The following is a 14579-nucleotide window of genomic DNA, read 5'->3' on the forward strand; positions in this document are numbered from 1 at the left end:
CATACATCGTCGTCAAGTATACCCGGGACCGCCGGTACTGGGAAGACCTTGCCCGCCGCACTCGCGGCGCTGCCTGAGCCGCCGCAGGTCGGACGTCATCGGCCGATGGTAAGTCGGGCTGGGACAATCCGGCCATGACCTACTCGGTTGTCCTGCGCGACCCGGACAGTGGCGCGCTCGGCGTGGCCGCCCAATCCCACTACCTCGCGGTCGGGGCGGTGGTTCCGTGGGCGCGGGCCGGCGTCGGCGCGGTCGCCAGCCAGGCCATCCCCGACCCCCGCTACGGTGCGCAGGGCCTGGCCGCAATGGACGCCGGCGCCACCGCCCCCGAGGCGCTGCGCGGCCTGCTCGCCGCCGACGTCGCCCCGCAGTTGCGCCAGGTGGCGATGGTCGACGCCGCGGGCCGGGTGGCGGTGCACACCGGTGAGCGCTGCATCCCGGCCGCCGGGGCGCGTCACGGCGCTGGCTGGAGTGTGCAGGGCAACATGCTCGCCGACGAGGCGGTGCTCGACGCGATGGCCGCGGCGCTCACCGAGCCGACCGCACCGGCGGATCTGTCGCGCCGGTTGCTGGCGGTGCTGCGAGCGGGTGAGGATGCGGGCGGCGATGTGCGCGGCAGCCAGGCCGCGGCGTTGCGAGTGGTCACCGGTGACCGTCGCGCCGACGGTGGGGTGCTGGTCGACCTACGCGTCGACGACGCCGTCGACGCGGTCGCCGAGTTGGACCGACTGCTGTCCCGCCACGAGGCCACCACCGCGCTGGGTGCGGCCTTCGCCTTGATCATCGATGATGCCGCCGAACTGCCGGCCGGGCTGATCGAGGCGGTCAGCGCCGGCACCCGACGGGCCGAACAGCTGCTGGGGGCCAACCCCGAGCCGGCACTGTGGCGCGCGGTGCTGTTGGCCCGCGCGGGACGCCCGGCCGAGGCACGCACCGAGTACCTCGCCGCGCTGCGCATCCAGCCGCGCCTGCACGACGTCGGCGCGAAGTTGGCCGCGGTCGGGTTCCTCCCCGAGACGGCGGCGACCACACTCTGCGCCGATCCGGCATGTCCGCCGGGCGCACTATAATCGAAAGTATGTTCGATGCTTTGCCGATAGATCTCCCGGATCTGCCCGACGCCGACGATCCGACCGTGGCCGCGGCCATCGCCGGCTGGGCGCGGATCGAAGCCGCCGCCGCGGCACGGCGGTTGGCCGCCATCGCCGAGTTGACGGCCCGCCGGGCCGAAACCACCACCGGCCGCGAGCTGTGGTCCTGCGACGACTGGGACGCCACCGCCGCCGAGGTCGCCGCCGCACTGCGCATCAGCCACGGCAAGGCCTCCGGCCAGATGTATTTGGCCAAATCGCTACGCGACAGGTTGCCCCGGATCGCGGCGCTGTTCGCCGACGGCCGGCTGAGCGCCCAACTGGTGTCCACCATTTCGTGGCACAGCGCCTTGATCAAGGACCCCGACGCCCTGGGGCGGGTGGATTCCACCCTGGCCGGCGATGCGCTGCGCTACGGGCCGATGTCGGCGACCAAGACCGCGGCGGCCATCGACGCGATCATCGACCGGCACGACCCCGGGGCGCTGCGCCAGACCCGGGCGAGCTCACGCTGCCGTGACCTGGTCGTCGACACCCGCGAGAGCAGGCACGGCACCACCCCGCTGTGGGGCCGGCTGTACGCCCACGACGCGACCGCGCTCGACCGGCGGCTGATGCGGATGGCTCACGAGGTCTGCGACGACGACCCACGCACCGTCGCGCAACGTCGCGCCGACGCACTCGGCGCATTGGCCGCCGGACGCGACCGGCTGGTCTGCGGCTGCGGCAGCCCGCAGTGCCCGCCGGCCACCGAGGTTGCGCCGGGATCTGCCGGCGCGGTCATCCACGTGCTCGCCGACGCGGCGACGATGGACACCCCGGTGGACAACCACAACAGCGGCCAACACCCGCTGCCGCCGACCGGTGACCTGAGCTTGACCGATCCGCCGCTGCCGGAGCCCGACCGGCCGGCGACCACCGCACCTCCGGCTCTGCTGCTCGGCGGGCCGCCGATTCCGGCGCCGTTGCTCGCCGAGTTGATCCGGAACGGTGCGACGGTACGTCCGGTCTGGCTGCCGGATCCGGCGGATCCACCCGAGACCGGATACCGGCCCTCGGCGCGGCTGGACGAGTTCGTCCGGTTGCGCGACATGACGTGCCGGTTCCCGGGCTGCGATCATCCGGCCGAGTTCTGCGACGTCGACCACACCATTGCGTACGGCGATGGTGGCTGGACCCACCCGTCGAACCTCAAGGTTTTATGCCGAAAACACCACTTGCTCAAGACTTTTTGGACCGGATGGCGTGACGTCCAGTACCCCGACGGCACCGTGGAGTGGACCAGCCCCACCGGCCGGGTCTACACCACCAACCCGGGAAGCCGGCTGCTGTTCCCGCGGCTGTGCCGCCCCACCGGCCGACTGCCCGCAACCGCACCGCGGCCACGCCCCGGCGGCGGGCGCGCGATGATGATGCCGCTGCGAAAACGCTCCCGCTGCCAAGACCGCGCGCACCGCATCGACGGCGAGCGCAACCTCAACGCCGCGCACGTCGCCGAGCGCAACCAGCCGCCACCGTTCTGACCCGCCTGTGCTCCGCCGCCGGGAGTCGCCCGATCGGTCATCCCACGCCGAGCGCCGGCCCCACGGTGGTGTTCCAGGATTCCTGCATCTCCGATTCGAACAGCCCCCAGGTGTGCGAGCCCGCCGGCCGGACGACGTAATTGACCGGCACCCCGGCAGCCGCGGCAGCGTCGGCGAACCGACGGGTGCTGTCGGCGATGATTCGTTCAATGAGCCCGCCGGTGACGTTCGGCCCGAAGCCGGGCGGCAGCCGGTCCACGTCGCCGACCTCACCGCTGGCCGAGGCGGCGACATAGAGCGCGACACCACGCAGCTTTTCGACGTTCTTGGACGGGTCGTGCACCGCCCACAGCGGATCGCCCGGGGGTCCCCACATATTGTCGGCGCTGGCGCCACCACCCATCAACGTCATCGCCACCTGCTGACGGTCGTCGGCCGGGGTGAGCAGACCGCTGTAGGAGGCCGCCGCCTGGTAGCGCCCGGGAGCCTGCACGGCGTAGTCGAGCGCGGTGCCGCCGGTGCTGGACAACCCACCCACCGCGTTGCGTCCGTTGGTGTTGTACTGCGCATCGATCAGCGGTGGCAGTTCCTGGGTCATGTAGGTCTGGTACTGCTTGGACGGGTCGTTGACCCAGTCGGTGTACCAACTGAACTGACCGCCCAGCGGCGAGACCACGTTGACGTTCCGGTCGCCGAAGAAGCCCGGGATGTCGGCCATGCCGAACCAGCTTTTGGTGCCCGGCGCCCAGGAGCCGCCCGGGTCGAGGTTGTCGCCGCCGTCGATGCCCGGCAGCAGGTAGAACACCGGCGCCCCACTGTTCGGCGCCTTGTACACGTCGTTGACGATGACCTTGTTCATCGACGGGGAGTAAACCGAGACCTTGTCCCATCGATCGCTCACCGACTCGATGCCGGTGATGTGCGCTCCCTGAGCGGCTTCGGCCCCGGCCGGTTCGGCGGTCGAGGCGGGTGTGGCCTGCACGCCCAGAGCGAACAGCAGGGCGGAGGCGAAGACGGCGATACGCCGTGGCGATGTGATCACCCGCAAATTATTAAGGTGTTGTTCAGGAAATGACAACCTTTTGCGCAGATTCAGGTCGACCGTCCGGCAAACCGGGTTCAGCGCGCCCTATTCACCGGCCGCCAGGCCAGCGACGATCTCACCTGCCGACCCAGCCCGGGCGGCGGCGTGCGCGGTGCCGGCCCACAGGCTGGCGCCCTGCGGGTCGCCCGCCGCGACCGCGGCTTTGCGGATCGGCGCGGTCAGGTGCTGCAACTCCGGATAGGCCGGCGGCGCGATCGGATCGAATCGGCGGGTGAAGTCGTTGACCAGGCTGCGCGCGTAGCGCCCCGAGAACGCCCGGGTCACGACGGTGGCACTGAACGCCGGGTTCTGCAGCGCCGCGCGGTGCACCGGGTTGGTGCCGGCCTCCTCGGTCAGCAGCAGGACGGTTCCGACCTGAGCGGCCACCGCTCCCCCGGCCCGCACGGCGGCGACATCGGCGGCGCTGCCCAACCCGCCCGCGGCGATCAGCGGCAGGTCGGTCACCGCGCGGACCCGGTCGAGCAGGGTGGCCAGCGGTGCGGCGCCGGGCTCATCCCCGGTCCGGAAGGTGCCGCGGTGCCCGCCGGCACCCGGGCCCTGCACCACCAGGCCGTCGGCGCCGGCCCGCACCGCCTGCGCCGCCTCCGGTGCCGAGGTGACGGTGACCAGCGTCAGCACACCACGCTGCCGCAACCGGTCCAGAACCGCGGCCGGCGGGCATCCGAAGGTGAACGAGGCGACCTCCGGCGCCAGGTCGGCGATCACGTCGAGTTTGGCGGCCCACCCGTCGTCGTCGCCGGGCCGCGGAGTCCCCACCTGGGCGCCGTAATGCTCGGCCCACACCGCTAATTCGTCGCAGTAGCGCTGCACCTCATCGGCGTCGGAGCGGTCCTGCTGCGGCACGAACACGTTCACCGCGAGCGGACCCGAGGTCAGTGCGCGGGCCGCCTCGATGGTCTCGGCGAAGCGTTCCGCGCTCAGATAGCCGCCGGCCAGGAAACCCAGCCCACCGGCCTCGGAGACCGCCGCCGCCAACTCCGGGGTGCTCGGCCCGCCGGCCATCGGCGCACCCACCACCGGGATATCCAGTTCTTCCAGACTGAACGCCACCACTGCAGTCTGCCACTGCGCCGCGACCGCACCGCACGCCGCAGTTAGAGACCCAACAGCCGAACCGCCTCACTGCGCAGGTCCACTTTGCGTATCTTGCCGGTCACGGTCATCGGGAACTCGGCGACGACGCCCACATACCGCGGGACCTTGAAGTGGGCGATCCGGCCCCGCGCGAACTCGGCCACCGCTGCGACGTCCAGCACCGCCGAACCCGGCCGCAGCCGGAGCCACGCGTAGAGCTCCTCGCCGTAGCGGTCATCGGGCACCCCGACCACGGCCGCCTCGACGATGTCGGGATGCGTCTGCAGGAACTCCTCCACCTCGCGGGGATAGATGTTCTCCCCGCCGCGGATCACCATCTCCTTGATGCGGCCGACGATGCGGCAGTAGCCGTCCTCGCGCATCACCGCCAGATCACCGGAGTGCAGCCAGCCGTCGTCGTCGATCACGGCGGCGCTGCGCTGCTCGTCGGCCCAGTAGCCGCGCATCACCGAGTAGCCCCGCGTGCAGAACTCACCGGGGACCCCGCGCGGCACCGTCGCACCGGTGGCCGGGTCGACGAGCTTGATCTCCACGTGCGGGTGCACCCGGCCGACGGTCTCGGTGCGCCGCTGCAGGTCGTCGTCGGGGACGGGTCTGACAGGACACCGGCGAGGTTTCGGTCATGCCGTAGCAGATCGCCACACCGGTCATGTGCATCTCCTCGATGCACCGGGTCATCAGCTCGGCCGGGCAGCTCGCGCCGGACATGATCCCGGTGCGCAGGGTAGACAGGTCCCGGTCGGCGAAGGACGGTTCGGCCAGCATGGCGGCGAACATCGTCGGGACTCCGTAGACCACCGTGCAGCGCTCGGCCTGCACAGCGGCCAGGGTGGCGGCGGCGTCGAAACCCGGTGCCGGGATCACGATCGTGGCGCCGTGGCTGGTCGCCCCGAGGTTGCCCATCACCATCCCGAAGCAGTGATAGAACGGCACCGGCAGGCACATTCGATCGGCAGCGGTCAGGCCGAGCAGTTCGGTGACGAAGAAGCCGTTGTTGAGGATGTTGCGGTGCGACAACGTCGCACCTTTCGGGAAACCTGTGGTGCCCGAGGTGTATTGGATGTTGATCGGGTCATCGTTGTCCAACTCCGCGGCGCACGACCTCAACCGGTCCGGCGCGACACTCGACGCCCCGTCGAGCAGTGCGTCCCAACTGTCGGTTCCGAGGAACACCGACTGCCGCAGGTCCGGGCAATCGTCGCGCACGGCGGCGACCATGGCGGCGTAGTCGGAGCGTTTGAAGGCCGTGGCGGAGATCAGGGTGTGCACGCCGGACTGGTTGAGCGCGTAGGCCAACTCGTTGGTGCGGTAGGCGGGGTTGATGTTGACCAGGATGGCGCCGATCTTGGCGGTGGCGTACTGCACCAGGACCCACTGCGCGCAGTTGGGTGCCCAGATCCCGACCCGGGTGCCCCGTTCGACGCCCAGCGCCAGCAACCCGCGCGCGACTCGGTCGATCTCGGCGTTGAACTCGCCGTAGCTCCACCGCGCGCCGGTCGCGACCTCGACGAGGGCTTCCGCGTCGGGGTCGGCCGCCACCGTCCGCTCGAGGTTGGCGCCGATCGTCTCCTCCAGCAGCGGGGGGCCGGTGGGCCCGGCGGCGTAGGACAGCATCGGTCTCGATTCTCGCCGATCGTGGCTCAGTCGGCCAACGGCCGAGGACCGATCAGCCCTGGCCGGCCATCGCCCGCAACGCCGGCGGCAGGGACCGCCGGGTGCGGTGCGGACCGAGCACCGCCACCCCGTACGGGCGGCGCAGCACCTTGCGGGCCACCGCATTGACCTCGGCGAGGCTCACCGCATCCAGTTGACGCAGGGTGTGCTCCAGGCTGCGGTAGCGCCCGTAGTTGAGTTCGGTGCGCCCCAACCGGTGCATCCGCGAGGCGGAATCCTCCAGGCCCAGCACCAGGCTGCCGTACAGCGCCCCTTTCGCGGTGCGCCATTCGGTCTCGCTGATCCCGTCGCGGGCGACGGTGTCGAGCACCTCCGCGGTCACCGCCGCGACCTCGGCGAACCGCTCCGGCTGACAGGCCGCGTACACCGACAGTGCGGAGCTGTCGGCGTAGGTCTCCACCGCCGAATACACCGTGTAGGCCAGCCCGCGTTCCTCCCGGATCTGTTGGAACAGACGTGAACTCAGCCCACCGCCGAGCGCACTGTTGAGCACCGCCAGCGCCCACCGGTGCGACCAGTGCCGCCCGGGTGCGCGCACTCCCAGCGACAGATGGGTCTGCTCCCCGTCGCGGTGCACCAGCGCCAGTCCGGGCCGGCCACCGACGCGTGCGGCTCCCTTGCGCGGCGGGGCGGCCGTCCGGCCCCGGGTCAGGCGTGCCGCGAAGTGGTGGCGGACCAAGGCCACCACCTCGTCGTGGTCGACGTTGCCGGCCACCGCCACCACCATCCGGTCCGGGGTGTATCGGCGGGTGTGGAACGAGCGCAGCTGCCCACGGGTCATCGCGGCCACCGACTCGGGGGTGCCGATCACCGGCCGCCCGATCGGGTGGTCGCCGAACAGCGCCGCCCCGAAGATGTCGCCGAGGGCGTCTTCGGGATCGTCGTCGCGCAGCGCGATCTCATCCAGTACGACGTCGCGTTCCAGCTCCACGTCGGCGGCGGCGCAGTTGCCGTTGAGCACCACGTCGGCGACCAGCCCGATCGCCAGTTCCAGGTCGGTGTCGAGCACGTGCGCGTGGTAGCAGGTGTGTTCCTTGCCGGTGAAGGCGTTGAGATCGCCGCCCACCGCGTCCATCTCCTGGGCGATCTGCGCCGCGGTGCGGTTCGGCGTCGCCTTGAACAGCAGGTGTTCCAGGAAATGGGCCGCTCCGGCTACCGTCGCACCCTCGTCGCGCGAGCCGACACCGACCCACACCCCCACCGACGCGGAGCGCACGGCGGGGATGTGTTCGGTGACCACCCGCAGCCCGCACACGGTGGTGCGGCGCAGAACCCCGGTGTCAGCTGCCCGTCGTGGCGGCATCGGCCGGGGCGGTCTCCGCGGCGTCCTCGTCGATGAGCACCAGCGAGATCTTGCCGCGGTTGTCGATGTCGGCGATCTCCACCCGCAGCTTGTCGCCCACGCTGACCACGTCCTCGACGCGCGCGATGCGCTTGCCGCGGCCCAGCTTGGAGATGTGCACCAGACCGTCGCGGCCCGGCAGCAGCGACACGAACGCACCGAAGTCGGTGGTCTTGACCACCGTGCCGAGGAACCGCTCGCCGGCCTTGGGCAGCTGCGGGTTGGCGATCGCGTTGATCTTGTCGATCGCGGCCTGCGCACTCGGCCCGTCGGTGGCGCCGACGAAGATGGTGCCGTCGTCCTCGATCGAGATCTGGGCGCCGGTCTCCTCGGTGATGGAGTTGATGATCTTGCCCTTGGGCCCGATCACCTCACCGATCTTGTCCACCGGGACCTTGATCGTGGTGACCCGCGGCGCGTACGGGCTCATCTCATCGGGCTCGTCGATGGCCTCGGACATCACGTCCAGGATCGTCAGCCGGGCCTCGCGGGCCTGGGACAGCGCACCGGCGAGCACCTGCGACGGGATCCCGTCGAGTTTGGTGTCCAACTGCAGCGCGGTGACGAACTGACGGGTGCCCGCGACCTTGAAGTCCATGTCGCCGAACGCGTCCTCGGCGCCGAGGATGTCGGTGAGCGCGACGAAGCGGCGCTCGGTGCCGCCGCCCTCGAGCTCGACGTCATCGGAGACCAGGCCCATCGCGATACCGGCCACCGGCGCCTTCAGCGGCACGCCGGCGTTGAGCAGCGACAGGGTGGAGGCACACACCGAGCCCATCGAGGTGGAACCGTTGGAGCTCAACGCCTCCGAGACCTGACGGATCGCGTACGGGAACTCCTCCACGCTGGGCAGCACCGGAATCAGCGCCCGCTCGGCCAGCGCGCCGTGGCCGATCTCGCGGCGCTTGGGCGAACCGACCCGGCCGGTCTCGCCGGTCGAGTACGGCGGGAAGTTGTAGTGGTGCATGTAGCGCTTGGAGGTCTCCGGCCCCAGCGAGTCGATCTGCTGGGCCATCTTGACCATGTCGAGGGTGGTGACGCCCATGATCTGGGTTTCGCCGCGCTCGAACAGTGCGCTGCCGTGGGCACGCGGCACCACCGCGACCTCCGCGCCCAGCGCCCGGATGTCGCTGACACCGCGGCCGTCGATGCGGAAGTGGTCGGTCAGGATGCGCTGGCGGACCAGCTTCTTGGTCAGCGCCCGGTAGGCGGCGCCGATCTCCTTCTCCCGGCCCTCGTAGGTGCCGGCGAGGCGCTCGGCGACCTCGTTCTTGATCTCGTCGGTGCGGGCGTTGCGCTCCGCCTTGCCGGCGATGCTCAGTGCCTTGCCCAACTCGTCGCTGGCCAGCGACGCCACCGAGTAGTAGACGTCCTCGCCGTACTCGGGGAACAGCGGGTACTCGGCGGTGGGTTTGGCGGCCGCGTCGGCCAGCTCCCGCTGCGCCTTGCACAGCTCGGCGATGAACGGCTTGGCCGCTTCCAGGCCCTCGGCCACCACGGCCTCGGTGGGCGCCTGGGCGCCGGCCTCGATGAGGGCCAGGACGTCGTCGGTGGCCTCGGCCTCGACCATCATGATCGCCACGTCACCGTCGTCGAGGGTGCGCCCGGCGACCACCATGTCGAACACGGCCCGCTCGAGCTGCTCGACGGTCGGGAACGCCACCCAGGTGCCGTCGATGAGGGCGACGCGCACCGCGCCGACCGGGCCGGAGAACGGCAGGCCGGCCAGCTGGGTGGAGGCGGACGCGGCGTTGATCGCCACCACGTCGTAGAGGTCGTTGGGGTCCAGGCTCAACACGGTCACCACGACCTGGACCTCGTTGCGCAGCCCGCTGACGAACGACGGGCGCAGCGGCCGGTCGGTGAGCCGGCAGGTCAAGATCGCGTCGGTGGACGGCCGGCCCTCGCGCCGGAAGAACGAGCCCGGGATACGCCCGGCGGCGTACATCCGCTCCTCGACGTCAACGGTGAGCGGGAAGAAGTCGAAGTGCTCCTTGGGAGCCTTGCTGGCGGTGGTCGCCGACAGCAGCATGGTCTCGTCGTCGAGGTAGGCGGCGACGGCTCCTGCGGCCTGCTGGGCCAGCCGGCCGGTCTCGAAGCGGATGGTGCGGGTGCCGAAGCTCCCGTTGTCGATGGTGGCGGTGGATTCGAACACGCCGGGGTCGATTTCAGCGACAGACATAGACGTCCGTACAGCCTCTCTGGATTTTGGTGGTGTTTCGCGCCGTCACGCCCGGCCCGAACGGCCGGGGGTCGGCTGGCTTCCGGATGCGGCTGCGGCCATCGATCGAAGCGGCCGACTTCCCGAGTGGGAGCCCGGCAGCCACTACCGAAGACCGCCCGTATTCCGGCCGGCAGCACTGGTGTGACACGCCGGAACGGTGCACACAGGTTGCGGCACCGCACCGGATGTCCGGCGCCGAACCGGCGCAGAACGTCCTTACTCTACACTCCGGGACCCCGCCCGGTGCGCCTGGCCTCGCCCGACTCGGGGATCTTCAGGCGAGGTTCTCCACACAAACGGTGAACTGGCGTTCGGTGTAGGTGTAGCCCAACCCGGTACCGCACTGATCGGCGCCGATCGCGCCCGTCTCGGCGGTGAGGATCTCGGTGGCGCGCTGCCGGGGCCGCACCGCGGTGTCGTCACAGTCCACCCGCACCGGGTCGGCGTTGCTGGCCGGGTCGACGCTCATGCAGCCGCCGATCACCCAGTCGATGTCCAGGCAGGCCGTGCCGCCGGCCCGGTTGAACGCATCGCGCATCGAGAATGTGGAGTCGACGTCGGCCGGGCAGCCCTGCTCGGCATCCGGGGCCTCCGGGTTCGCAGCGGGGTTCCCGGTGGAATTCTCGCCGGGGCTCTTGGCTGGGATCTTCGCCGGGATCTTGGCCGGGATCTTGGCGACGACCTTGAAGTTGGATTCCGGGCTGCCGCACTCCGCGGCCACCGCGTGCGGCCGATCGGCGGTGCCGCCGAGGTGCACGCAGTCACCCACCTGCAGGTCGGCGACGGCGGCGGTGTCGGTGCAGCCGACGGTGCCGGCGGCCAACAGCAACGCCGCGGCCGGCAGAACCGGCCGGGCACGACGGGTCAGCGACGCAACCCCAGCCGTTCGATCAGCGAACGGTACCGGGCGACGTCGACGGCGGCGATGTACTTGAGCAGCCGACGCCGGCGGCCCACCAGCAGCAGCAGCCCGCGCCGCGAGTGGTGGTCGTGCTTGTGGGTCTTGAGATGCTCGGTGAGGTCCTTGATCCGCTTGGTCAGCAGCGCGACCTGCGCCTCCGGCGAGCCGGTGTCGGTCTCGTGCAGGCCGTACTCGGTCAGGATCTCTTTTTTCTGCTCGGCGGTCAGCGCCACGGGACATCTCCATCGGTAGGGTTCGCGATCACATCGTCTCGGGCGTGGCCACCGCGACCCGCAGCGCACGCCGCCGGGGAGTCTAACAGCGCGGGCGACGCGTCAGGTAATCGCGAGGCGGGTCCGCACCTGCGCGGTGTCGGCGTTCATCGCGTCGATGAGGTCGTCCACCGACTCGAACTTCGTCTGCCCGCGCACCCGGTCGACGAAGTCCACCGCGACGTGCTCGCCGTACAGGTCGGCCGACTCGTCGATCACGAACGCCTCCACGGTGCGTTGCCGCCCGGAGAAGGTCGGGTTGGTGCCGACCGACACCGCGGCCGGGTAGGCGCGGCCCGGCCGCACCGTGCCGTCCACCGGCCCGGGACCGAGCACGGTGAACCAGGCGGCGTACACCCCGTCGGCGGGGATCGCGGCATGCATGGTGGGCGCGACGTTGGCGGTGGGGAATCCCAGCGACGCCCCCCGGCCGTCGCCGCGCACCACCACGCCCTCGACCCGGTGCGGTCGGCCCAGCGCCTCGGCGGCGGTCACCATGTCCCCGGCGTCCACGCAGGCCCGGATGTAGGTGGACGAGTAGGTGACGCTCTCGGTCTGGTCTCCCTCGGTGACCAGCGACACCGCCGAGACCACGAAGCCGAACTGCTCGCCGCCGCGGCGCAGCGTGTCGACGTCTCCGGCGGCCTTGCGGCCGAAGGTGAAGTTCTCCCCCACCACCACCTCCACCACGTGGAGCCGCTCGACCAGGAGTTCGTGGATGTAGCGCTCCGGGGTGAGCTTCATGAAGTCGGCGGTGAACGGGATCACCAGGAACACGTCGACCCCGGCCTGCTCGGCGAGTTCGGCGCGCCGGGTCAGGGTGGTCAGCTGGGCGGGGTGGCTGCCCGGGTAGACCACTTCCATCGGATGCGGGTCGAAGGTCATCAGCACCGTCGGGACGCCGCGTTCCCGCCCGGATTTCACCGCGCGCGCGACCAACTCGGCGTGCCCGCGGTGCAAACCGTCGAACACACCGATGGTCAGCACACATCGCCCCCAGTCCGTGGGGATCTCATCCTGCCCACGCCACCGCTGCACGTCGCAAGCCTACGATGCCGCAGGGTTGCCTACACTCAGCGGTGTGGCCACCGAGGATCCGAGCAGCGCGCTGACAACGGTCGCCCAGGACTACCTGAAGGTCATCTGGACCGCGCAGGAGTGGGCGCCGGAGCGGGTCAGCACCAAACTCCTGGCCGACCGGCTGGGGGTTTCGGCGAGCACCGCCTCGGAATCCATCCGCAAACTCGCCGACCAGGGGCTGGTCGACCACGAGAAGTACGGCGGAGTGACGTTGACCGAACTCGGCCGGCGCGCCGCGGTGGCGATGGTGCGCAGGCACCGGCTGCTGGAGACCTATCTGGTCAGCGAGCTGGGCTACAGCTGGGACGAGGTCCACGACGAAGCCGAGGTGCTCGAGCACGCGGTCTCGGATCTGTTGATGGCGCGCATGGACGCGAAACTCGGCTACCCGCAGCGCGACCCGCACGGTGACCCGATCCCGGCGGCTGACGGTCAGGTGCCCGCCGCCCCGGCGCGGCTGCTGTGGGACTGCCACGACGGCGAGTCCGGGACGGTGGCGCGCATCTCCGACGCGGATCCGGAGATGCTGCGCTACTTCGCCGACGTCGGGATCAGCCTGGATTCCCGGCTGCAGGTGGTGACCCGCCGCGAGTTCGCCGGGATGACGTCGGTGGCGGTCACCGCCGACGACGGCACCAGTTCCACCGTGGAGTTGGGCAGTCCGGCGGCGCAGGCGATCTGGGTGCAGTAGGCCGTTTCGCCTACAGCGGGTTGGATTTTGCGTCGGCACCGTAGACGCCGAGCAGGTCGCGGGCCGAGACGATCCCGATCAGCACGCCGCTGCGCTCGACCAGGATGTGCCGGATGTAGTGGTTCATCATCCGCACCGCGGCCTGGTCGATGGTGGTGTCGGCGTCACACCAGATGAGGTTCTTGCTGGCGACGTCGATCGCGCGGACGGTGGCCGGGTCGTCCCCGGCCGCCACCACCGCGGCCACATCCCGCTCGCTGACCAGTGCGCTCGGCCGCTCGTCGGAGCCGACGACGACCGCGCCCACCTCGCCGTGGATGATCGCCTGGGCGACGTCGGCGACGGAGGCGTCAGCGGCGACCCGCACCACCGGATCCCCGGTGACCTCGGAGACCGGGATCGAGCCTGCGCTGGGTATGTCTGTCATGGCTCGATCATCGCATCTCGGTCATCCCGGTCGTTTCCGGTGTGCGCTCGGTCGGTCACCCGTCCAGCGGATGAAGGCCCGGGTGAACGCCGCGGTCTCGGAATAGCCGAGCTGGCGCGCGGTCTCCTCCACCGTCAGCCCCGACTCCAGCAGGGCCACTGCCAAGGCCACCCGGACCTCGTCGACCAGACCCCGGTAGCTGGTTCCCTCCGCGGCCAGCCGCCGGTGCAACGTTCGCTCGGTCATCGCCATCTCCTCGGCGATCTCCGCCATCGGCGGCAGCTGTCCGGGGGTCGCGATGAGTCGGCTGCGCACCCGCGCGGCCAGTCCGCGGCGCTGTCGGCGCGACTGGAGCAGCTCCGCGCATTGCCGCACGCAGGTCGCGGCGGTCGCCGCGTCGGCCGCCGGCATCGGCAGGGCCAGAACGTCAGCGGGGATGGTGACCGCCGTCCGGGACGCCGATCCGTCGATCACGACGGTGAGCCGATCGAATTCGAGCCGCTCGGCCGGCAATTCGATCCCGGGCGACTCCACAAGAATCGGCGTGCTGGCTTCCAGTTGGCCGACCAGCAGTGGCGCCATGTTCGCCAGGGCAACCAGGTCCCGCTCAAGCATGAAGCCGCGCACATCCGCGGGTACCGCGCTGTTGTCGAACTCCACCACCGCACCCGCCGGGGTGTCGGTGCGACGGAGCCGCAGATACGTGGATGACAGAGCCGCATAGCGGCAGGACACGTTGACGGCGTCGCCGATGGTGGGGCTGGCCAGCACGGCGTAGCCGAGGATGCCGGTGTTGGCGAAGTTGTACTGCGCGCCGACGTCGCGGGCGAACCGGCCGGGGTCCCCGATGCGGGCCAGGACGTTGCGCACGATCGTCAACTCTTGGGCCGCCTGTACTTCGGTTGCGGTGTCGGTGATCTCGGCGGTCGTCAGCCCCGTGCCCGCCAGGCAGGTGTCCACACCGATGCCCTGCGCCTCCGCCGCGCGGAGGAGGTGCTGGCAGGTCGACGCCGGGCGGGGGATGTCCCAGGCGACCTCGCCGGGGTCGCCCGTGGCGCCACCTTCGCCCATGTGTCCGAACGTATCAAATGGCGGGTTCTCCGACGCCACCGAAACACCGGCGACGATCCGCTGGTGCGCGGTCTCCGCACCGA

General features: G+C 70.6%; 13 protein-coding genes and 1 pseudogene. 3 read left to right on the forward strand and 11 right to left on the reverse strand.

The features are described from left to right. The first annotated feature begins 134 nt into the window (after positions 1 to 134). Together AWC30_RS14425 and AWC30_RS14430 are read left to right on the forward strand one after the other, a co-directional pair. On the forward strand, positions 135 to 1070 hold the full coding sequence (locus tag AWC30_RS14425) for a DUF1028 domain-containing protein (RefSeq protein ID WP_085110920.1): 936 nt from the start codon (positions 135 to 137) through the stop codon (positions 1068 to 1070). An 8-nt stretch (positions 1071 to 1078) separates the two neighbouring features. Beyond that, positions 1079 to 2614: an HNH endonuclease signature motif containing protein gene (locus AWC30_RS14430; protein ID WP_085110921.1), complete on the forward strand. Its 1536-nt coding sequence runs from the start codon at positions 1079 to 1081 to the stop codon at positions 2612 to 2614. A 37-nt stretch (positions 2615 to 2651) separates the two neighbouring features. Here AWC30_RS14430 and AWC30_RS14435 read toward each other — a convergent pair whose 3' ends face one another. From AWC30_RS14435 to AWC30_RS14470, 9 genes and pseudogenes are all read right to left on the reverse strand, one after another. Then, entirely contained in the window at positions 2652 to 3656 is a 1005-nt protein-coding gene (locus AWC30_RS14435) for an alpha/beta hydrolase (RefSeq protein ID WP_085110922.1), read from the reverse strand. Between the two features lie 87 nt (positions 3657 to 3743). Then, the gene (locus AWC30_RS14440; RefSeq protein ID WP_085110977.1) at positions 3744 to 4769 is read right to left on the reverse strand and encodes a nitronate monooxygenase; all 1026 of its coding nucleotides are present in this window, start codon (positions 4767 to 4769) and stop codon (positions 3744 to 3746) included. Positions 4770 to 4813: 44 nt separating this feature from the next. Next, positions 4814 to 5260: an AMP-binding enzyme gene (locus AWC30_RS18330; RefSeq protein ID WP_372507287.1), complete on the reverse strand. Its 447-nt coding sequence runs from the start codon at positions 5258 to 5260 to the stop codon at positions 4814 to 4816. A gap of 45 nt (positions 5261 to 5305) precedes the next feature. After that, positions 5306 to 6593 (reverse strand): annotated as a pseudogene (locus tag AWC30_RS14445) (AMP-binding protein); the annotation flags it as partial. Beyond that, entirely contained in the window at positions 6481 to 7791 is a 1311-nt protein-coding gene (locus AWC30_RS14450) for a M16 family metallopeptidase (RefSeq protein WP_085110923.1), read from the reverse strand. The pseudogene AWC30_RS14445 and the gene AWC30_RS14450, both read right to left, overlap by 113 nt. After that, positions 7769 to 10012 carry a polyribonucleotide nucleotidyltransferase gene (locus AWC30_RS14455; protein WP_085110924.1) on the reverse strand — a complete coding sequence of 748 codons (2244 nt, stop codon included), beginning with the start codon at positions 10010 to 10012 and terminating at the stop codon, positions 7769 to 7771. The genes AWC30_RS14450 and AWC30_RS14455 overlap by 23 nt, the downstream gene beginning before the upstream one ends. Before the next feature lie 316 nt (positions 10013 to 10328). Further along, complete coding sequence (locus AWC30_RS14460) at positions 10329 to 10922, reverse strand: LppU/SCO3897 family protein (RefSeq protein ID WP_420093274.1); 594 nt, start codon at positions 10920 to 10922, stop codon at positions 10329 to 10331. Then, the gene (rpsO, locus tag AWC30_RS14465) at positions 10919 to 11188 is read right to left on the reverse strand and encodes a 30S ribosomal protein S15 (protein WP_085110925.1); all 270 of its coding nucleotides are present in this window, start codon (positions 11186 to 11188) and stop codon (positions 10919 to 10921) included. Before rpsO ends, AWC30_RS14460 begins: the two co-directional genes overlap by 4 nt. 102 nt (positions 11189 to 11290) lie before the next feature. Next, positions 11291 to 12265: a bifunctional riboflavin kinase/FAD synthetase gene (locus AWC30_RS14470; protein ID WP_085110926.1), complete on the reverse strand. Its 975-nt coding sequence runs from the start codon at positions 12263 to 12265 to the stop codon at positions 11291 to 11293. 43 nt (positions 12266 to 12308) lie between these two features. On the opposite strand from AWC30_RS14470, the gene mntR reads away from it, so the two are divergent. Continuing rightward, a complete protein-coding gene (gene mntR / locus AWC30_RS14475) occupies positions 12309 to 12998 on the forward strand; it encodes a manganese-binding transcriptional regulator MntR (RefSeq protein ID WP_234808094.1) in 690 nt (229 codons plus the stop codon). A 10-nt stretch (positions 12999 to 13008) separates the two neighbouring features. On the opposite strand, the gene AWC30_RS14480 is transcribed toward mntR, so the two are convergent. Then, the gene (locus AWC30_RS14480) at positions 13009 to 13425 is read right to left on the reverse strand and encodes a CBS domain-containing protein (protein ID WP_085110927.1); all 417 of its coding nucleotides are present in this window, start codon (positions 13423 to 13425) and stop codon (positions 13009 to 13011) included. Positions 13426 to 13446: 21 nt separating this feature from the next. After that, positions 13447 to 14496, reverse strand: coding sequence for a helix-turn-helix domain-containing protein (locus AWC30_RS14485; protein WP_133053701.1), 1050 nt, complete (start codon positions 14494 to 14496; stop codon positions 13447 to 13449). Positions 14497 to 14579 lie beyond the last annotated feature (83 nt).

Source organism: Mycolicibacillus trivialis (assembly GCF_002102395.1).
GTDB lineage: Bacteria > Actinomycetota > Actinomycetes > Mycobacteriales > Mycobacteriaceae > Mycobacterium > Mycobacterium triviale.